This window comes from Desulfofarcimen acetoxidans DSM 771, assembly GCF_000024205.1.
Classification (GTDB): Bacteria; Bacillota; Desulfotomaculia; order Desulfotomaculales; family Desulfofarciminaceae; genus Desulfofarcimen; species Desulfofarcimen acetoxidans.
The window spans coordinates 2,108,197-2,129,721 of the sequence record NC_013216.1 but is presented as its reverse complement, the minus strand read 5'-3'; the positions used below and the strand labels follow the sequence as shown (position 1 = coordinate 2,129,721).

Genomic DNA, 21,525 nt, shown 5'->3' with positions numbered 1-21,525 from the left:
TTAAGCCAACACCGGGCGAAAACTTAATCCTTCCAGTGCTGTCCTATAAAGATCATATCCAATACATCGATCTCCCCATCTTTATTTATATCTTCACTGATCCAGCCGGCCGCTCCCCTTTCATTGAAATGCTGGCCCACCAGAATCATATCCTGCACATCCACCTTGCCGTCCTGGTTTACATCCCCGGCACCGGTCTCGCCGGTTACCGTTAAATCCACATCTTCCATTTTGGTCACATAGTATTCTTTTTCATGTGTCCACCAGGTGGGCCCGTATTTAACCCAGATATAGCCGCCCTTGAGCTTATAATCTCCGGACGGGGTATTTTCCGGAACGGTAAAGGTGATTGTCTTCAAGTTTTTCAATTGATCCGTGGTTTTAACGTTGACCGATTTCACCTGTTTAAGTCCGGGTATATCTGTGGCAAAAACGGTGTAGGAGTCCAACAGGTCCACAATTTCCCCACTGTTGGTGGTATGGTTCTTTTTAAGCATATCCGTGTCGATGCCGGGGATGGAGACAGTCACTTCATCACCCGCATGGATCGTACTCGCACCCACCATACCGGCGGACAGCACATCCTCAGGCGCATAATACGGATCTCTGATCACCGTCAGACGAATGTCCGGCAGGCTGGAAAAATTGTTTGCTATCTGATCCGCGTTGAGATTGGGCGGAGCCCCACCTATCGGTGTTTCGGCATAAAGCCCGCTGCCGAACCAGCTCAAATGGACATGCCCGCCGGTTAAAGCAATATCGCCGTATCCCGTCAGTTCAAAAGTCAGCGCTCCCGCCGCATACTGGCTTGAACTGGAGCCGACTAAATCATAACGGGGCATATCGGTATGGTATTCCAGGCGCGAAGAAGCCGGGTTATAAATTCTGGATACCTTTGGCACCGGCAGCATGACGCCGGTACAGCCGATGCTGACGGTGTCTCCCTGGTAAAATACGTTGCCACCCCTGGATTCATTGGTGATTTTTAAAGCAATCACTTTGGCCCTGATGCCATAGGCAATGGAGGTGGTCTGGCCGTCTTTGGCTGCGGTCACGATAATGGGATTGTACCTGTCCCGCAGCGGTACGGTGAATACGCCGCCGGCATTCGGTTCATACATTACGCCGTAGACCATGGCGGACACGCTGGCACCGTCTTCGCTCTCCGCTGTAAAGGTGAAGGGATAGCTTCCTTCTTCCTCGGTAAAATACATGGTGTCGTATTTGCTCACCTGTTCATCAATATCGGTGCTGAGAGCGGGGCTCCGGCTTCCGGAAGCTTGCACGCACACCGGTATAACGGGAATCTGACCGGAATAGCCCAGATATTTAACGGTAAAATACCCCACTCCATCGCTGAGACCTTTAACGTAATATTTGGTCAGATCCTGTCCATCTTTATTGACAACCCTCTTTTCTATCTCAAAAACGCCCTCTTGACCGGAGTATTCCAGGATTAAGTCGTCCAGGTTATATGCGCAATTATCACTCCCCACCCTGGGCGTGTCGAACATCACCATCTCTTCTTCCTCACCCACGCTGAGATTTAGAGCCATGGTGCTGAGCAGGAAATCCTTGCTGTAATCCTTGGGCACTCCTTCCACGGCCTGCTGCGCATCCAGCAATTCCGCCAGGGCAGCTTCCGCTCTTTCCATATATCCCAACCAGGAACTGCACAGTACCTTTTGGTCCTCTGTCAGCGCCTCGTATTGGGCCCGGGCATACTCAATAGCCGCCCGGTGTTCCAGGGTAACAACTTCATTCTTCATTGTATTGGGCAGCACCTTAATCAAATCAATGACTCTGTTTGCTTCTGCCCTGTTGACATCATAAATCGCCGTTATCCGCGCCTCCGCTGCCTCAAGTACGGCAAGCCCCGCAACACCGGTCTTTTCTCCAACCGTCAAATAGTTGTAACACCGTCGCACCTTCTCGATCTGAGCTTTATCGGCGTAAACGATATTTTCCAAACCCGGAATAGCCGCGATCATGGCATCAACCTGGGCAGGCGTGCGCTTGATTTCAATAGTATATGTGTATGTCTTCCCTGAATTGGTATCGGTATTGGGACTGTTATAGCGATCGTCAATTATAGCCTTGATAACCTGCCCGTCACTTACGGCAAAGGTGGCCGGCTTGTTTAATACGCTGACACCCTCCGACTGCAGCTCGACTACCAGGTAGCGGTCGATATCCTTGCCTGCATATCTTAACAATCGTTCAGCGGAAACAGTGATTTCTTCCGTTCCCGCGGGCACCATATAATATCCGGCGGAAGAAGAAACATCATAAGTTGTCCCGTCTATGGTGAAATTGACTGTAAGATAGCTGCCGGAACCCGGGTGGCAATGGATGTCGATGCCGCCGTCCACGGAATATTCCAGCTTCAGCACGTCTCCGTCCTCGACCGGGTAAGCCTGCGAAGTATCCCAGATGCACCAGTCGTTCTGGCTCATCACCCACTTGCTCCGGCTTCCGGCATCATTTTCGGACAGATGCGCCACCGTCCTGGTGTAATCATCTGAGGTTACCGGACCGATGCCTTTGATATAGGTGGGAGTGCCGGTAACCTGGTAGCCCCGTGACCTGAGCGCCGCTGCAACGGCCTGGCGCACTGTCATCCCGGGGGTGATGGACACTTCCACGTCCTCCAGCAGCACGCCGAAGGATTCCTGGTAATCACCCAAGCCGCTGAGTTGTTCAACCGTCGTCTCGCCGCCATGATAATTCCAGGTTGTCCATTTTCTATCAACAACATCCCGCACTGTTACGGTAACCTTACCCAGGCTGGAGGGAGGATTGGGAGCCGTGTTCAAATCCGCCAGTGCGGCGTCCACCTGGATCTGGCTGGCCTGCAGGTTCTGCAAAACCAGCAGCGCCTTGTCATAATAACCTTTATAGACCGGGTCGGCTAACATTGTCAGCCTGTCTTCACTGGCGTCGATGGCCGCCAATTTTTTAATCAGGGCACCCTTATCCGCCGTATCGATGAGCTTGTTGTCACCGAAGCCCAAATCCCCGCCGTAGCCGTAGAGAGTGAACTGCAGCCTGAAAACATCTCCGTCCTGCGGGATGTAATCCGACAGCCCGTAGTTGGGCAATATATTATTGACCGTGTACATCCAGCCGGATGTATGGTAGTAGTCGAATTCCCCCAGATAATTGGCGTTGGCTCTTGTGCCCACCGTGCCTTCGCCGGCGGTAATGGCATCAATTATATATGCCGGAATATCCGCTTGGGCGGACCCGTTGTCTTTGATGCTGGCCAGATAAAAGGCACTGTCAATGCTTCCGGTATTGGTATAATTGCCCATGCCCAGCAGCCTGGTAACAACGGCAGCGCCGTTTTCCCCGGCATTGATGGAAACTTGCACCGGCTTCCGGACAAAACCCTGCCCCAGGGTGAATTTTTCAATGGTAACGGTGACAGAGGAGGCCGGATTTTCCGACTCCAGCCGGGCGATTTTCGCCTCCGCCTCCTGCAGCTTACTCAAATTGTCCGCGGTAACCAAAGCTTTTTCCTGCTCGGTTAAGGCATCATAATCCGCCCTTATTTCCAAAACGGCTGCTTTATCGGTCAGGGTCAATGCTTCCACCGCCGGCAGGGCGGAAATCCTGTCGTTAACCGCGCCCCCTTTCAGGGTTTGTCTTTCCAAACCGGAGATAGCCTCCAGCACATCAGTCAGCTTCTGGAGCGCGGCAACATAAGTTTTAGCCTGATCATTAAGGGCATTATAGGCAGCTCGGGCCCCCAATGCCGCCGTCTTGTCCGCAATTTGCGCCTCCTGGGCAGACGGCAGTTCGTCGATCAGGCTGTCCACCGCCCGGGCCGCTTCTTGCGCCTCCAAATCGTAGATTTTAGCTTCCGCCGCCTGCAGCAACTCATAATTGCCCACTGCCACACGCTGTTCGGCGCTTAAAGCGTCATAGGCGTTTCTTGCGGCCTGTACGGCAGATTTATTGTCAAGCGTTAAATCATCCGGAGAAGGAAGCTGTTCAATCAATTGTTCAACTGATTTGAACCCCAGTCGGGCAATGGCATCCTCCGCCGCCAGCAATACATTATAATTGCTTACAGATGCCTGCTGTCCGGCAATTAAAGCGTCATAGGCGCTTCTTGCGGCCTGCACGTCTGCTTCATTTGCAAGCGTTAATTCATCCGCAGAAGGAAGCCGTTCAATTAATTGTTCCACATCCTTGATGTCCAGTTCAGCAATGACTTCCTCCGCCGCTATTAATGCCGTCAGATTGGTTATAAGCTCCCGGTACATTTCCGGCAGGTTATCGTAAGCCTGGCGAATGGACCGGATTTCTGCTTTGTCTTCCATAGTGACCGTTGACGGTAAAGCATCGATCCGGTTTATTATCCCTTCAACAATCGTATTTCCCTGGCCCAATAAGGTTGCTTCCGCCGCTGTCAATTTCTCATAAACAGCGCCGCTGACGGATTCCCGCTGCACAGCAGTCAGCCTATTGTAGGCGGCCCTCAGCGATTGCACCTGGGGGATGTCCCCGTAAGTGAGCCGGTCATTTTCAGGCAGTTGATTGATTAATACTTCAACAAAAGCTCCCAGAGTGGACGATTCGGCAAAGGACTTGACAGTCCAGCCGTACCATTTGCCATCCTCAGGATCGTCGTCAGCATATCCCAGGTAAGCGGCCACATAATCCTCCGGCACATATACGATCCTGTCCGCCGGCAGATCCAAAAAGGCACCTCCCAGACCTTCTGAATAATGAAAGGGAGCGGTTTCCAGGTACATTTCCCTAAAAGAAGTGTCTCCTTCAAACGCATACGGCGCAATATTGCCCAGCTTGGGGAACCACGCGCCGGCAAGGGAGCCGGATAAGACGAAACCGGTCATTCCGGACATGGATACCGCCTTGGGCATGTAAACATATTCCAGGGACAAGCATAACGAAAAGGCTGAATCGCTCACATCCTGCAGATTCGGAACCACCAGTGTATCCAGTGAACTACAGCATGTAAATGCATAATCTCCCATGCTGCGCAGGTTGTTTAATCTGACAGTTTTTAAATTGCCACAATAGCCAAATGCATTTTCTCCAATTGAAACAACAGAGGGAAGGTTCACGGTTCGTAATGCGGCGTGCATGATAAAAGCCTCGGCCGGCAATACCCCGTCGTTAATATTCACAGTATAAGACGCGGTCAGGGTTTCCAGATTGATCAGGCTGCTTTCAATATAGGCCAAATCATCCGCAGACACAGCCCCCCTCGTAACTTCAACGGAAGTTACTTCAGCCGGGCTGATTTCTGCCGCCTCGACAATGGCCTGTAAAGAATTTCCTCCCACAGCTTCGCCGCCATTGATCCGTGCGCTCAGTGCTTCTCCCGTCCGGAAACTCCAGCAAATATCGGTATCAGGGTCCATAGCTCCTCCCATGATACCTTTAAATGTTTCTCCCGTATCCTTAGCCCTTATGCAATCATTGTCAATGTATACGGTGTAGCTTTCTCCCGGCTTCAGTTCGCCGCCATACGGAGCACTGTCAGCTATATCGACGGTTACCTGTTCAGGATTCTCGGTACTGAACTTGAGCACGTTAGCTTCTCCCCCGTACCAGTCCCCATCCGATTCCTGAATTATAGCCACCTTGATGCCTAAATAGCCTGATGAATAATCAGGATTCGCCTCCACCGGCCGGTTGAAGGTCAGGGTCAGCGGCGCGTCGACCGCCACTCCCGTCGCACCGTTTGCCGGGCTCAACGATACCAGCTCCAGTGCCTCTGTGCCGCTCTCCTTCAGGACATTGGCAGCTATATTCTGTTCGTTATTGTTTTCACCTGTTTCACTTATAGCATCTGTGCTGTCGGTCTGCTCTTCATACGGCGTCTCTTGCTCAGCAATATGAAGGACCCCCGAAAACTCATCCTCATTTGCATTCCCGGTGTTGTAGACCCCAGCGGTCACGCTGGCCGGTTGTCCCGCAATCACTCCTTCAGACAGGTTAATGCCCGTAGCCGTCAGTTCCGGCTCCCCTTCTGAAGCAATTACCTGCACAGGCAGCAGAGACAACAGCATCACCAGCGCGAGAAGCAAAGATATGCCTTTTTTGACATTTCTCCCGCTCTGTCCGGTTAACAGTCTGCTCATTTCTATCTCCCCCGTTTTTCAATTGACGCTGGAGATGCCGCAAAGCCATCCCCCTGCTCTCATATGTTGGAGCAAGCAATGTTTAACGTTGATTTTTTCCAGCCCTATTCATGAATTACTCCCTTCTTTTTTTCTTAACTTTCCAATCAACAGTTTACAGTGACAAAATACATATTGACTGACTTGTTAACCACCCCCCTTTCCCCAAATAGGCAAAACTATCTGCATAAAACAAAACAGCCCCGGCTTCCGCAGAAACTGGGGCTGTTTTGTCATTTGCTTATAAGCTGTCTGTATCGGCTTTTTAGAGAAAACCTGATACACAGATATTGCAACTCACTCCTCCAGCACTTTGCCTTTTTCGCGGAAGGCCTATTGTACTGTTCTGCCCGGGCAGGTCTCCTGACTCATGGCTCATTGCCATCCCCCCGCCTTCCCATCCCTTCCGGCACTCTTTTAAGTGACAGAGTAGAACAGTGACATAATGGGGGACAGCTAACCATTCACAGTGGCCGGACCGTCCGGGATTTGCACCCGGTTCCCTTTTCAGCTTTGATAAAATCCAAAGCACCTGAGCAAAAATAAGTATGAAATTATTAATTAGCTTAGCATTTATCCTATAGTTTGACAATACTTTGCAAATTATGCCGGATTTATTGTTTATTTAATTATTTATTGTGTGTAAATATGCCAATTTAATGTTTATTTATTGCTAAGTTTTATAGCCTTTGGAGAAAAATTTTTCTGACAAAATTCATTTTTTGTTATAACTTGCTGAAAAAAATCGAAAACATCCCCAATCAGTCTTTTTTATTTACCCAGCACCAGATGCCGCAAAACTGTGCAGCCCTGTTCCAGGGTTACCACTCCGTCGACAAGATTGTTGAACAGCTTGCCGGTTTGGGCGAATAAAAGGTAGGGCCCGACAGCATTTCGTATTTGTCGTCCCTGCCAATAACCGTGCCCCGGCCACCAGCACAATATCCCGGGCGTACTCGGCGGCAAATCCACATCGTGGGTTACAACCACAACAGCCGTGCCTCGGGCCTACAGTTCTTACAGCAGGTTTCCCGGCTCGGCCTTCAGCCGGTAATAAAATAATTAGGCCGTTTTCCTTATCGTACAGTAAAGCGAAAATGGGGCCATGGAGATAATCCCCATGACCCCATTAGGTTGATAGACCGTGCAAAAACTTAATCTTTCCAGTGCTGTCCGATGAAGATCAAATCCGATACATCGATCTCCCCGTCTTTATTCGTATCCGCGCCGATCCAGCCGGCCGCTCCGCTTTCATTGAAATGCTGGCCCACCAGAATCATATCCATCACATTCACCTTGCCGTCCAGGTTTACATCCCCATCCCCGGTGTCCGCGGAGGAATCCTCCATGCTGATCTGCAAGGTTTTGCTGCTGTGGCCGTCTCCGTCTTTTACCAGCAGGTAGACATCTTTGGCGCTGCTATCCGCCAAATCCCCGATCACTATGGTATTGACCCCGGCCGCACAATCTGTTCCCGCTCCGGAGGTGTCAATGACGGGAGCGGCGGCCCCGCGGTCCACCACGTCGTAATAGGCTTGTCCTCCTTCATTGGAGGTAAAGGTGACCTTCCCTTTCCCGGCGGACAAGCGCGCCCCACTTCCGTCGGAAATAAAGGGAGCGGTGATCTGGGCGGCATAATCGGGATACTTGCTCAGATAGGTGTCCCGGGCGTTAACAAAACAGCTCCTGCCCGTATGCAATTCCACCAGGGCCCCCAGTGTCTGGTAGGTGGCCATGTCATTGCTGCCGCCGTTGAAGCCCACGGAGCCGTCATCCATCTGCAAGCTCAGAAGGGCGGTCATATAAGTGCCCCAATCTTCCTGCCAGGCATTGCTGCCCAGGTCTTCCGCCGTGGCGCCGAAGATGACCAAGGAATTGAGCATCACGGCCATGCTGTCGGGATTGACAGCGTAAGCCGTGGCAGGCAGAGGAGTATCAAAGGATCCCGGGCTGCTCACCCCGGGCCAGCTCATGGTTACGCCGCCGTTAGCGTATAAATGAGTGGATACCATTGCCGCCATTTTGCCGACGGCGTCTCTAATGCGATCCCCGTATTCCGGATCATCCTGCAGGAAATATAGGGGATAGCTCTGCATGGCCAGCCAGTCGCTGGAAGCGATCATACTGATATCGCTGCCCTCATCGACCGACATTTCCACGGTGGGCAGGATGGCCTTGATCCCGGCTTTTTTCAGGGCGTCGGTATAGCCTTCCGCCTCCGTGGCCCCGGCAATTTCCGCCCCCAGAAGGAAATAGGAGGTAGCCAGGATATCGGGTTTTATATCCAGCACACCGTCTTTCCCCAGCTTAAGGGTGCCGTCCGTGTTATAGGCGTGGCCGATCAGCTCCGCCACCAGATTCCGGCCGTTGAAATTCCGGGGGTCCGCCCCCACGGCGCAAAGGGCAGCCACATAACGGAAATCGTCTTTAGGCGAATTGAGCATACCGCTGGCGGCCCGGCTCTTTAAAGCCGTTTCCAGTCCATCCAAGTAGGTCTTGCCGTCGGCACCGGCCAGCAGGGGATCGGTGACGGCATAGCCGTAATTGGGAAAGATCCAGGCATCCCAGTCCGTACCGTCTCTATAATCGGAAAGTCCCATATAAATTCCATTTTTTATAAATTTTTTCGTTTGATACCAGGAGATCATTTTGTCCAGAGAAGCTTTGACATATTCCTTCACGCCCGGATAAACTGTAAAGGCTCTGTAGCTGTAGGAAGGATTGTCCGTGCCCAGCTGGATGGCAAGCCAGTAGCTGCCGGCGGGCAGATCCTGCACCAGAAAACCCAGATCCTTATAATCCTCGGCAGCGGCGCCGGGTACCGCGGCCACAGTGCTTTCCACCAGGGTGCCGGCAATAGCCGTATCCGGCGTGCCGTTTTCCGCGGCGGTCAGATAGAATTTCACCGGAGTCTCCGCGGCCACCGTATCGTTGAAGGCGGCCCCCACATTCAGCCAGAGCTTCGCCCCGGCATAGCTGCCCCAGTGGCTGGCATCCAGGGATTTTATATCCGGTTTGGAGACTGGGGTTCCGTTCACTGTCACGTAAACTTCATTGGAAATATATGTGCCGATTTTGGCGTAAAATTTAAGATAATACTTGGCGTATGCCTCGTCAAAGTACCCCAGGTTCAAAGAATCCCGGGCGGCGTCGATATTCAAATCGGTGCCGTTTTCCCCTTCCAGTTTCTCGTAAACTCTTGTCGAAAAGCTACTGTCACTATAATAGCCGTAATACCATTCCACCGGTTGGGCCGGATTCCCGGTGCCGTACACATTCAGAGATACGGTACTTCCCTCCGCCAGTTCCTGGGAAGCCGGCGTTACAAAGGGATTGGGGCCGTTTTCCTCCACGCAGTAAAATTTAAATGATTTACTTCCTGGTGATCCACTAGATGATTTATAACTAACAGATACTCCATATGGTTTCGACCGGGTGGCCGCGGTGGGCACCGTTACGGAAAATTCCGCCCCTGCATCGGGGGCAAATTCATTGCCGTCCTCATTTACATGAAGATACTTATAATTAACTTTTTTATTGGGGTCTGCCTTGATCGTGATCTGGTCCGTCTCCGCCGGCACCGTGATATAGTAAGGATTAACATCAGTACCCGCATTATCGCCATAGTACTCAATCGGAAGGGGTGTGTCGCTTCCAGGTACTGTGGCAATGGCATATAAACTCGGTGCCTGCGCGGCCACCGCAGTGCCGCCGGCCGCAAAAACAAACAACAAAGCGCAAAGGAGGGCAAAAAATAACCCCCTCCGGTGATTTCTAAACATCTGTTTTCCCCTGCCTTCTTAAAAATATCCTGCAAAGATAAGACACAAACCTCCTCCATCTCCCCTGTACCATAAAACAAGAGGGGAAAGGGACGGCTTTGGCAAGCCATCCCTTTCCGCACCTCTATCCTTTAGATAGGATCATAACTGGTTACGAAATCGGTGGTATTCTCGATCAGCCCATTGCCAAAGGTGGTGCGTTGTACTTCCACCTCATAGGTGCAACTGCCGACATTGAGACTGACATTGCCGGAAAAATCGGTGGTGCCGCTGGTCACAAGAGTCCAGCTTTCATTATAGGCTTTGACCGTCACACCCTGATTTTAAATTAAATTTTCTACCCGCATTTTCCCTCTCGGGGAACCAAACAGCCTGGATTCCTTAGATCATAGGCATCACCTCTCTAACGGTGGAAATCCACCTTTTTTTCTAAGCAGAATTGCACCCTGCAGCCAAAAGGGCTTGGCCCCGTATGGGTGGCGCCCCTCAGCCCCGGATGCAAACCGTAAAACTGAATGTGATTAACACGAGCCGGCTTACCGGTTTCCAATCATTTAACCAAGATTTACAGCTTCTGTTTTCCGTTGCTAAAATAAAAAAACCTCTACACGAATTGTAGAGGGAAGCAGGCAACCATATTTATACAGCATAAAATGGTAATCCATATACTAATCAGTTAATCCCCTCCCCATTCTCCGTGGGTATCTGGCGGCGACTATCAAACAAGCCGGTCTCCTGGCTCAGGGGTTAACATTGTCTTACGCCTTCCCGGATTATTAAATCCAGTGACATCTTGTAAGACTACTACCCTTTACAGTGGCGGGACCGCACCGGACTTACACCGGTTTCCCAATTAAGCTTTTCTTATAAGCACTTGTTTTGTTCCATATTATTTAATTACTTAACTTATATCATTTAGTTAACAATAATGTCAATAAAAATTTAGAGCAGCGCATGTTGCGTACCGTTTACCCCAGTATAAGGAAATAGCGGTACATCATGGTGGCCAAATCCACAATTAAGCCGGGCACCCTTGTATAGGCGCAGTGTTTCCCAAATCTTCATCATGGGTGTGGTAAAAATTTAAGGTATGATAATGATGGTGCCATGGAGACAATCTCCATGGCACCATTAGGTTGATATGCCGTGTGAAAACTTAATCTTTCCAGTGCTGTCCGATGAAGATCAAATCCGATACATCGATCTTCCCGTCTTTATTCGTATCCGCGCTGATCCAGCCGGCCGCTCCGCTTTCATTGAAATGCTGGCCCACCAGAATCATATCCATCACATTCACCTTGCCGTCCCGGTTTACATCCCCGTCTCCGGTTTCTGTTCCCTGCACGGTGACGGTTCTGGTTACCTGTGCTGCCGAGTTGCCGGCGGCGTCGCTGACATTATAGGTGATGGTGTAGGTTCCCGGCGTATTGACATCCACCGTGTCTCCGCCTACGGTGATCCGGTCCGTCAGGTCTTCGTCCACATTGTCTGTGGCCGTCGCTCCCGGATCGGTGAAGCTTTCCCCGAGATTTAAGGTGATTGCCGAGGCACCGTTTAAGGTGATCACCGGTGCTCCGGTGTCCGCGGAGGAATCCGCCATGCTGATCTGCAAGGTTTTGCTGCTGTGGCCGTCTCCGTCCTTTACCAGCAGGTAGACATCTTTGGCGCTGCTATCCACCAAATCCCCGATCACTATGGTATTGACCCCGGACACACAATCTGTTCCCGCTCCGGAGGTGTCGATGACGGGAGCGGCGGCCCCGCGGTCCACCACGGCGTAATAGGCTTGTCCTCCTTCATTGGAGGTAAAGGTGACCTTCCCTTCCCCGGCGGACAAGCGCGCCCCACTTCCGTCGGAAATAAAGGGAGCGGTGATCTGGGCGGCATAATCGGGATACTTGCTCAGATAGGTGTCCCGGGCGTTAACAAAGCAGCTCCTGCCCGTATGCAGTTCCACCAGGGCCCCCAGTGTCTGGTAGGTGGCCATGTCATTGCTGCCACCGTTGAAGCCCACGGAGCCGTCATCCATCTGCAAGCTCAGAAGGGCGGTCATATAAGTGCCCCAATCTTCCTGCCAGGCATTGCTGCCCAGGTCTTCCGCCGTGGCGCCGAAGAGGACCAGGGCATTGAGCATCACGGCCATGCTGTTAGGATTGACAGCGTAAGCCGTGGCAGGCAGAGGGGTATCAAAGGATCCCGGGCTGCTCACCCCGGGCCAGTTCATGGTTACGCCGCCGTTAGCGTATAAATGAGTGGATACCATTGCCGCCATTTTGCCGACGGCGTCTCTAATGCGATCCCCGTATTCCAGATCATCCTGCAGGAAATATAGGGGATAGCTCTGCATGGCCAGCCAGTCGCTGGAAGAGATCATACTGATATCACTGCGCTCATCGACAGACATTTCCACGGTGGGCAGAATGGCCTTGATCCCGGCTTTTTTCAGGGCGTCGGTATAGCCTTCCGCCTCCGTGGCCCCGGCAATTTCCGCCCCCAGGAGGAGATAGGAGACGGTCAGGATATCAATTTTTAGATCCAGCACGCCGTCTTTCCCCAACTTCAGGGTGCCGTCCGCGTTATAGGCGTGGCCGATCAGCTCCGCCACCAGATTCCGGCCGTTGAAATTCCGGGGGTCCGCCCCCACGGCACAAAGGGCAGCCACATAACGGAAATCGTCTTTGGGCGAATTGAGTGTACCGCCGGCGTCCCGGCTTTTTAAAGCCGCTTCCAGGCCGTCCAAATAGGTCTTGCCGTCGGCGCCAGCCAGCAGGGGATCGGTGACGGCATAGCCGTAATTGGGAAAGATCCAGGCATCCCAGTCCGTACCGTCTCTACGCTCGGAAAGGCCCACATAAATTCCATCTTTTACAAATATCTTCGTTTGATACCAGGAGATCATTTTGTCCAGAGAAGCTTTGACATATTCCTTCACGCCCGGATAAACTGTAAAGGCTCTGTAGCTGTAGGAAGGATTGTCCGTGCCCAGCTGGATGGCGAGCCAGTAGCTGCCGGCGGGCAGATCCTGCACCAGAAAACCCAGATCCTTATAATCCTCGGCAGCGGCGCCGGGTACCGCGGCCACAGTGCTTTCCACCAGGGTGCCGGCAATAGCCGTATCCGGCGTGCCGTTTTCCGCGGCGGTCAGATAGAATTTCACCGGAGTCTCCGCGGCCACCGTATCGTTAAAGGCGGCTCCCACATTCAGCCAGAGCTTCGCCCCGGCATAGCTACCCCAGTGACTGGCATCCAGGGATTTTATATCCGGTTTGGAGACCGGGGTTCCGTTCACTGTCACATAAACTTCATTGGAGATATATGTGCCGATTTTGGTGTAAAAGCGAAGAGAATACTGGCTGGTTTCCTCGTTAAAAGATCCCAGGTTCAAAGAATCCTGGACAGCGGTGATATTCAGGTCGGCGCCGGTTTCCCCTTCCAGTTTCTCGTAAATTCTTGTCGACGAGTTACTATCATAATAGCCGTAATACCATTCCACCGGTTGGGCCGGATTCCCGGTGCCGTACACATTCAGAGATACGGTGCTTCCCTCCGCCACTTCCTGGCGATCCGGTGTTACAAAGGGATTGGGACCGTTTTCCTCCACACAGTAGAAAAATATAGTATTACTAGTATCAGCACCGTTAGAGTTTTTAATAGCAGAGTTTATTCGATAAGGATTCTGCCGGGTGGCCGTGGCGGGCACCGTTACGGAAAATTCCGCCCCGGCATCAAGGGGATATTTATCTGCAGCCTTATAGGGCGGCTTATACACCCTTAAAGAGGTAAAAGTGTAATCTGTATTTAAATTTGGATCTTTCTTTATGGTAATCTGGGTCGTCCCCGCCGGCACCGTGATATAGCAAGGAGAAGCAGCAACACTACCCGCTATATCGCCATAGTACTTAACCGGAAGGGGTGTGTCGCTTCCCGGCAATGTGGCAATTACATACAAACCATTTACTTCCTCTACTTCCGTGGCTAACGCAGTGCCGCCGGTCGCAAAAACAAACAGCAAAGCACAAAAGAGGGCAAAAAATAGTCCCCTCTGGTGATATTTCAACATCTGTTTTCCTCCGCCTTCTTAGAAATATTCTGTAAAGAAAAGCCGCTAACCTCCTCCATTTCCCCTGTACTTTAAAACAAAAAGAGGGAGTGGGCGGTTTTTTGGCAAACCGCCCACTTCCGCACCCCTCTTCTTTAGATAGGATCGTAACCGGTTACGGTATCGGTGGTATTCTCGATCAGCCCATTGCCAAAGGTGGTGCGTACTACTTCCACCTTATAGGTATGACTTCCGAAACTGCCGACATTGAGATCGACATTGCCGGAAGAATCGGTGGTGCCACTGGTCACAAGAGTCCCGCTTTCATTATAGGCTTTGACCGTCACGCCCTGATAATTAGCAAAATTCGTCAGATTCCAGGTATAGGTCGGCGCCGGCCCGTAATATTGGCAGGAAGCCTTCACGTTAACCGTCAGGGTATTGCTGTCGTTATCGGTAATGCTGGCGATTTTGGCAAAATCGGCGCAACTGGTGGAACTGCTCGCATCGTCATGATAGATATTGATTACATCCCCGTCTGTCACATAAGCGGTGGCGATGGAAGCACCCAAGCCTGCACTTTCCAGAGGAAACTTGTTGTTGATCCGGAAGACCCAGCCGTCCCAGGCATATTGGCTAGTGGGACCATAGGTCACAATGCTATTTTCATCGGTAACGGAATAGAAATAACTGTCGCCGGAATCAATGGGATTTCCATCAGTACCGTTAAACGTATAGTTCCCCATATCTTGCACCGCCAGCAGCACGTCCCGAACAAAGAAGGACTGGGCGGTTTCACCGGCCGTCAATAGAACATTATTAATGGTTGTGTAAATGTAGCTGCCGCTGATGGTCCGGCTTTCCACTACCAAATCAACGTTAATCGTTTGATCTGTATAGATGGGCGCCGTGCCCTGGATATAGGAAGCGCTTGTCGAGGTTAAGTAATCCTGGGCAAAGGCCGGAACGGACATGGCTAAGACAAGCATTACAACCAAGCCCAGCAGCATCATTTTACTCATGATTTTACCTGATTTCATAGCAAAAACCTCCTTAAATTAAATTTAAATTTTCTGCCCGCATTTTTCCCTCTCGGGGAACCAAACAGCCGGGTTTCTTCAGATCATAGGCATCACCTCTCTAACGGTGGAAATCCACCCTTTTTTCTAAGCAGAATTGCACCCTGCAGCCAAAGGGGCTTGGAACGTGTGCGAGACACCCCCCTCACCCCCGGGATGCAAACCGTAAAACTGAATGTTAGCTACTGTTTTCAGCTACTGAAATAAAAAAACCTCTACACGAATTGTAGAGGGAAGCAGGCAACCACATTTATAAAGCATAAAATGGTAATCCATGCGCGAGTCAGTTAATCCCCTCCCCATTCTCCGTGGGTATCTGGCGGCGACTATCAAACAAGCTGGTCTCCTGGCTCAGGGGTCAACCTTGTCTTACGCCTTCCCGGATTATTAAACCCAGTGACATCTTGTAAGACTACTGCCCTTCACAGTGGCGGGACCGCACCGGACTTGCACCGGTTTCCCAATTAAGCTTCTCTTATAAGCACTTGTTTTGTTCCATATTATTTAATTGTTTAATTATTTAACATATATCCAGTGAATCTCCTCCGGATCAAGCCTGTGGACTTTCAGGAGCAATTTTCCATAAACTTATTAATTAGTTTAGCATTTATTATATGATTTTGCAATACTTTGCAAATAATGCCGGATTTATTGTTTATTTAATCATTTATTGTGTATAAACGTACTAATTTAATGTTTATTTATTTCTAAGTTTTATGATTTTGAGAAAAGTTTTTTCCGAAAACTTCATTTTTTTATTGTCGAAAAAAGGCAGCCGCTCCCGGGTCGGTGAAGCTGTCCCTGAGATTTAAGGTAATTGCGGCAGCCCCTCCAATAAAAAAAATCTCATTAGTAGTCTAATTTCTTCAAAATCAAAAGGTTTGTTTATATAGTGATGCACATCTAACTTTTTAGCCTGTTCAAATATTTCCTGGTTGCCATATGCTGTTATAAGCACAACAACAAACTCGCTATAAATATTCCTTAGTTCCTTAAGCGTTTCAAGCCCGCTCATGCCCGGCATTTTAATATCCAGTAAAATTACCCGGGGTCTAAAATTAGATGCTATTTTTAAGGCCTCTTGCCCCCCGGCAGCAACTGCTACACGATAACCGTCATCATTCAGTACTTCATATAGCAGCCGACGTATTCCGCACCGATCATCAACGATAAGAACATCATAATTCCTCATGGATACCCCCCCCAAAAATTCTCCGTAATTTTCTTTAAAGAAGGCCCTCCCAGTCAGTGCTTCTACAGGTAAGTCTCTATAATTGAAATTGTACTGCTTTTATAACGCGGAGCATACCTGCCGGTAAATACTGCTTCCATATTCTCAGGTTTGCTTTTTATGATATCCGGCACCTTTCCTGTCACAATTAACTAACACAAAGGGAAAGAAAAAAACACATGAAAAAACCCGGCTTCAACCACAAAGAGGCCAGGTTTTTTCATGTGTAAATATATTAATAAGTATTAATAGTCCTAGATAAAGCCCTGGCCTTTTCTCGGAAGGCAGCATTCAAATTAACCTGGCAGGTCTCCTGACTTATGGCTCAAAGCGTATTCCCAGCCTTCCCAGGCACAAAACCCAGTGGCATATGGAGGAACCGCTCCCCACTTACAGTGGCCGGACCGTCCGGGATTCACACCCAATTCCCGTTTCATCCCCGACATAACCGGGGAATCTGATCAATTACATATTAATATTGAGTTAAAGTTGTATTAACACTGTTTGATGAATTTGTCCATCATTATTTTGTGATTACTTCCCTTTTCCCATAATAAAGAAGCCGGGGAGTTTTAAAACGCAACATTTTAAAACTCCCACTGATGCTTGAAAAACGACGCTCATCGCTTACAGTGGCCGAATCCTTTATATTGTAAAGTTCTGTCCAATCAAAACCATATCCAATAAATCCACATGGCCATCCTGATTAAGGTCAAGGCTGCACCAGCCAGGATCGCCGCTCTCGCCGATATGCTGGCCCACCAGAATCATGTCCAGCACATCCACGCTGCCGTCGCTGTTCAGATCACAGTCGGTTTCGCCTCCCGCGGACGGAGGATCTACATCTTCCGCTTCCAGCCAACGGTTGGGGTAGAGCGGTGTGTTGCCTTCAAAGCTGGTTTCCAATCTGTAATCATCTGTATAGTGCCAAACGATGGAATCTCCGTTTGTTACATAGCAGTATTTAAGGCCGACATTGGGGTGGTCACCGTTAACTGTGTACATCCAGCCGGAATTCGGCCCGTTATCAAACTCACGCAGCAAATAGCCGCCATAACCGGCTGGCGCATAGATACCGGACACATAGTTATTTTCCGCGCCGGTTTGCTCCAGACCCGCTTCTTCCAATGCTCTCATAAATACCTGGTAAACTGTGACGCTGCTTCCGCTGAAGCTATAGTTTTTGGTCTTGATCCAATTCAGATATTGGCTGTGGTCGTCACACCCGCCGCCATGCAGGGAGTCACCGATCAAACGGAATTTAACGGTGGTGCCACTGCCGCCTGAAGCTGTTTTATTCACCCGGATAATCGCCTGGTTGTATACCAGCGTGTTATTGCCGTCTTCATTTTCTTTTACCGCGGTAACTATATATTGACCGGGAGTGTCTATAAGCGAGCCGGGCAGAGTTACACTTCCGCCGGCACCGGTACTCAGACCGGTGTTCTGGCTGTTAACTAAAATCTTCGCGCCGCTGATACCTGCTACGCCGCCGCCGTCGTTTTTCACGTCAGCGCCCACAAGAGTCAGTTCCGCGTCTTCGCCTTGCGTAACGGTTACATTGGTTTCCTCAAACCAGGCGTTCTGCATACCTGCAAAATTTGCATTGTAATAATATACTATACGGTCGCCGTTTTTAACGAGAGTTGAGGCCAGCTTGTCACCGGAAAGCTCTTTACCCGCAACTTCGCATACCCAGCCCGCGCCCTCCGCCGTATTGCCATTGATAGCAATGTCGGGGGTGAGATTTCCTCTGGCGCAGGTGAAGGGTATTTTGGTGTTGCCCTGGTTGAATGCGTCGATCAGCGCGTGAAGGACGGTATAACCTCCGTTATTGTACTCAACATAGCCTGCCGAAGCCAGGTCGGTGGCTTCACCGGCTTTATAGCTAACCTCTTGTTTGTCCCGCAGGACGCTGTTCAGGGATACCGCGCTGACGGTAACCTTACCGTCGGACTGTTGGTGCTCTGTTAAAGCCGGCAGTGTAATGCCGGTAGTGCTTTCCGTTACATCAAAGGTACCGGTTGCCGTCAGGTATCCGTTCCGGCCGTAGTAGTAAATATACCCCTGGCCTACCGGCAGGTAATAGCTGCCGTCTTCGTTGGCAGTCATCGTTTTGCCGCCGGCGCTTTTGATTACCAGCCGGCCGCCTTCCGCCCCTTCAAATGTCACCTTGTTGGGCGCTTTTTCACGGGTTACCAGCAGGGTGTACTGCACGGGAGTTTCATTGCTGTAAACTGAACCGGCAACCGTAATGGTGTTCTCCCCTTCATTTAAGGAGATTTCCTGGGAAATCCCGCTGCCGCCCAACGCTTCACCGTTCACTGTCACGGCGGTGGTTACCTCGCCTTCCGTTAATGGACTGGCGGTGATGATGATTTTGTCCGTGCTGTAAGGAACCGTGGCTGTAAACTCATGCCTGGTGGACAGGAAGCCGTAGCCCAGGTCCTCCTCCGCGACAGCCCGCAGCTTGCCGTGCTGGAAGTTCATATCCTGCGTGCCGTTAACCGGATTTATTTTTATGCCTGTGATGTAGGGATACTTGCCTATGCCTTCGTCAAACACCAGCCGGAAGGTGTAGGTAATGGGATAGCCCTTTTCCGGATCCAGCGGCGTTAAGGTCAGTTCACCATAACCGACGTCGGGACCGGTAACGGCACCGATTAAAATCCCCGATGCTATGCCGTTGTCGCGTATAGGCATATTTGTCTCCGTAACATTGCCTGGATTAGACTGGAACCAACAGCGCGCTTTCACACTGACATCATTATTTTTAGGGTATATATACACACTAAGATTATTATTTGAAATATCAATTCCCGTGATATTAAGCTGGGAACTGTTTATTCCTTCAAGTGGAGCATAATTAGGCCCGTAATAATTGTAAAATAGCTCCTTCAGAGCGGCGTATTCCAATTTTGCCTGTTCAGAGGCAAATTCGTTGTCCTGCACTTCAAATGTAATGTCCGGCAGGGTGCTGAACAAAGGATTGTTTTCCCCTTCGGAAGCGTTGAAATTGGGCATCACTCCCGAGGGTGATATGTTGCGGTGCGCGTTAAGCGCGCTGCCCAGATGTCCGCAATGTATCCGGCCCTTATGGAGTAAAAATTCTCCCGGTTCGGACAACAATACACTGACCGTATTATACGAAGTGATATCGTATTGTGTGGGAGGACCCAGGCACAACCGCCCGTCCTGTGTCTCATACTGCACATATTGCGTGTATGGATAGCCGGGATTGTATATGCCCGCAATTTTCTGGATGGGGATCTCCAGTCCTTCAAAGCTGACCGACGCGGTTTCACCCAAATTGAAGGGTTCGCCTGGTTTCCAGTCCGGATTGCTTTTATTGACAATGTTGACCTGCAGGCCTTTGGCGTTCACCACATGGTACCGCACCGAATCTCCCGCGCTGACTTCGATAATGCTGCGGCCCTCTTTCAGGTTTACCGTAAAGCTCCCGTCCGGATTTGCCGCGCAGCTTGTCCACCCTTCGCCCCACCCGGTGTTATGCAGCGGGTCATGCACGCGTACCGATATGGTTCCGCTGTCCGCCGTGGGCTTGAAGGTGTAAGGCGCGGAATCGCTTTTATTTTTATCGAAATAAACGGTGTCATATTCTCTCTGATCAATATTGGTTTTGATGTTGGCTGCATTCCCAGAGTCCGCATCATCCACCACATTTACCACCACTATACCCGTGTTAATGGGGTCGATGGCGTTGAAATAATATTTTATCCCACTGGGAGGAGAGTAGCTTCCGGAAATGACATTACCCGGTGATTCAAGCCAGCCCAAGGCATCATAGGATATTTTTATAATACTGATACCTGTCTGCTTCCCGGTTACTTTAAGCAACTCTCTGCCTGGCTTGCCTGTCCACTGCTCGGACACCGAACCGCCCATCACCTCAACATGGTAGTCCGGCTCAACAAAATAATTATCTACCACACCGAGCTGCGCCTGCCAGACGCGTATGGGAAACAGGTCAAAGCTTTCCCCTTTTTTTAACACCACATACTTGCTGTCGTCCAGATTCATGTACAGGTTATCATCAATAAACCCGTTATCTACGCGGTGGCTATTGTCCAGCACGGCAAGGTCCAGGGTTATTGTCAAATCCGTGCCTCCCGGGTTCACGGTGAAACACTGGCACTGCTTCAGCCATTCGCCGCCGCCCGCCTCGTAATGAATACCATCCGCGCCGGAGGGAATATTAAATTTATAGATGTCATATTTTTCATCACCGGTGGTACCCATATAAGTCGGAGTATACTCGGTAAAAGGAATGAAGTGTGCTTTGCCTTTGCGAAAGACCCGCAGGTCGGCGCCTTTTGTAACCTGGAATGTAGTCTCAATACTCCTGGTTATTGCAACCCTTTCTGTTTTCTTTGATCCTAATACTACAGCATTGAGCCTTGACCAAGAAAAACTGCCGTCTTTGGGGCTGAAAGCGTCATTTACAGGAGTAGCATCCCAGTAATAGGGATTGCTCCCATCGCAGGCAAGAACGATGTAACTATGCTCAATATCTCCCTGTCCATCCTCCGCCCCGATCACCATTCCCGGATTTTGAATCTCTCCCTGGGAATTGCGCAGTACTATATTAAAGCCGGGCGCTTTGCCTGTCTCGGGGTCGATTCCTACTTTAATATTAAAATAGCCCAGGTAAAATGTCTGTTTGCCTTGCACATCCACTACTTCAAATGTGCCTTCGCCGCCCACTGTGCGCACGCCATCTTTTGTATAGTATACTTTAAATTTGTACTTGCCGGGCTCGGCATTAAAAATTATTTTCTTTCCAGTTTGTGTATCTTCCGGCGCGGTCACCGGCACCGGTTCACCGGCGGAATTGTATATTTCAATGGCATCGCCGGCGTTGTCGTCGATCAGGCCGCCATTACGGCTGGCAGTTTTGGGGTATTGAACCTCCACTGAACAGCTGTAAGTTGCGGCGGCCACAGAGGATTTTGCAATCTCATCCTCCGCCGGCACTACCATATCCAAATCATTGTAAGTTGCCGTAACCACGGAATCCGTTGCAGCCTCCTGATTAGTCCAGGCGCTCTGCGCCGGAAGCATGGCCAGTGCCAGTATAAATGCGGCCAGCAGCATTAGTGCTGTGTACATTGCTTTTTTCCAGTTGAGTACCATTATCCTTCCCTTTCTTTCTGATTGTGAATTGCCTTCTCTTTAAATGACCTCTGTTTTCCTGATTTTTGATAATACAATAAAA

Annotated in this window: 8 protein-coding genes and 4 riboswitches; of the genes, 1 reads left to right on the top strand and 7 read right to left on the bottom strand. The window is 50.3% G+C overall.

Translation table 11 applies throughout. From position 1 onward, the window contains the following. Positions 1-23: 23 nt before the first annotated feature. From DTOX_RS09755 to DTOX_RS09745, 3 genes are all read right to left on the bottom strand, one after another. Entirely contained in the window at positions 24-6,119 is a 6,096-nt protein-coding gene (locus tag DTOX_RS09755; RefSeq protein WP_015757519.1) for a leucine-rich repeat protein, read from the bottom strand. A gap of 375 nt (positions 6,120-6,494) precedes the next feature. Then, positions 6,495-6,709, bottom strand: a riboswitch (cobalamin riboswitch). A gap of 220 nt (positions 6,710-6,929) precedes the next feature. Beyond that, a complete protein-coding gene (locus DTOX_RS09750; RefSeq protein WP_042315643.1) occupies positions 6,930-7,148 on the bottom strand; it encodes a hypothetical protein in 219 nt (72 codons plus the stop codon). Positions 7,149-7,312: 164 nt separating this feature from the next. Next, on the bottom strand, positions 7,313-9,940 hold the full coding sequence (locus tag DTOX_RS09745; RefSeq protein WP_015757518.1) for a dockerin type I domain-containing protein: 2,628 nt from the start codon (positions 9,938-9,940) through the stop codon (positions 7,313-7,315). A gap of 98 nt (positions 9,941-10,038) precedes the next feature. On the opposite strand from DTOX_RS09745, the gene DTOX_RS09740 reads away from it, so the two are divergent. Then, positions 10,039-10,272, top strand: a complete 234-nt coding sequence (locus DTOX_RS09740; protein ID WP_015757517.1) for a hypothetical protein — start codon at positions 10,039-10,041, stop codon at positions 10,270-10,272. Positions 10,273-10,648: 376 nt separating this feature from the next. Next, a riboswitch (cobalamin riboswitch) is annotated at positions 10,649-10,833 on the bottom strand. A 263-nt stretch (positions 10,834-11,096) separates the two neighbouring features. Here DTOX_RS09740 and DTOX_RS09730 read toward each other — a convergent pair. From DTOX_RS09730 to DTOX_RS09715, 4 genes are all read right to left on the bottom strand, one after another. Beyond that, positions 11,097-14,000 carry an immunoglobulin-like domain-containing protein gene (locus DTOX_RS09730; protein ID WP_015757516.1) on the bottom strand — a complete coding sequence of 968 codons (2,904 nt, stop codon included), beginning with the start codon at positions 13,998-14,000 and terminating at the stop codon, positions 11,097-11,099. 134 nt (positions 14,001-14,134) lie between these two features. Then, positions 14,135-15,019 carry a hypothetical protein gene (locus tag DTOX_RS09725; protein ID WP_015757515.1) on the bottom strand — a complete coding sequence of 295 codons (885 nt, stop codon included), beginning with the start codon at positions 15,017-15,019 and terminating at the stop codon, positions 14,135-14,137. Positions 15,020-15,377: 358 nt separating this feature from the next. After that, positions 15,378-15,562: riboswitch (cobalamin riboswitch) on the bottom strand. Positions 15,563-15,866: 304 nt separating this feature from the next. Next, positions 15,867-16,250 carry a response regulator gene (locus DTOX_RS09720; protein ID WP_015757514.1) on the bottom strand — a complete coding sequence of 128 codons (384 nt, stop codon included), beginning with the start codon at positions 16,248-16,250 and terminating at the stop codon, positions 15,867-15,869. Between the two features lie 325 nt (positions 16,251-16,575). Further along, a riboswitch (cobalamin riboswitch) is annotated at positions 16,576-16,765 on the bottom strand. Between the two features lie 169 nt (positions 16,766-16,934). After that, positions 16,935-21,443: a cadherin-like beta sandwich domain-containing protein gene (locus DTOX_RS09715; RefSeq protein ID WP_015757513.1), complete on the bottom strand. Its 4,509-nt coding sequence runs from the start codon at positions 21,441-21,443 to the stop codon at positions 16,935-16,937. Positions 21,444-21,525: the final 82 nt, after the last annotated feature.

Coding starts and splice junctions, on each gene's coding strand:
- DTOX_RS09755 (WP_015757519.1), bottom strand. CDS start 6,119: ATGAGCAGACTGTTAACCGGACAGAGCGGGAGAAATGTCAAAAAAGGC.
- DTOX_RS09745 (WP_015757518.1), bottom strand. CDS start 9,940: ATGTTTAGAAATCACCGGAGGGGGTTATTTTTTGCCCTCCTTTGCGCT.
- DTOX_RS09730 (WP_015757516.1), bottom strand. CDS start 14,000: ATGTTGAAATATCACCAGAGGGGACTATTTTTTGCCCTCTTTTGTGCT.
- DTOX_RS09725 (WP_015757515.1), bottom strand. CDS start 15,019: ATGAAATCAGGTAAAATCATGAGTAAAATGATGCTGCTGGGCTTGGTT.
- DTOX_RS09720 (WP_015757514.1), bottom strand. CDS start 16,250: ATGAGGAATTATGATGTTCTTATCGTTGATGATCGGTGCGGAATACGT.
- DTOX_RS09715 (WP_015757513.1), bottom strand. CDS start 21,443: ATGGTACTCAACTGGAAAAAAGCAATGTACACAGCACTAATGCTGCTG.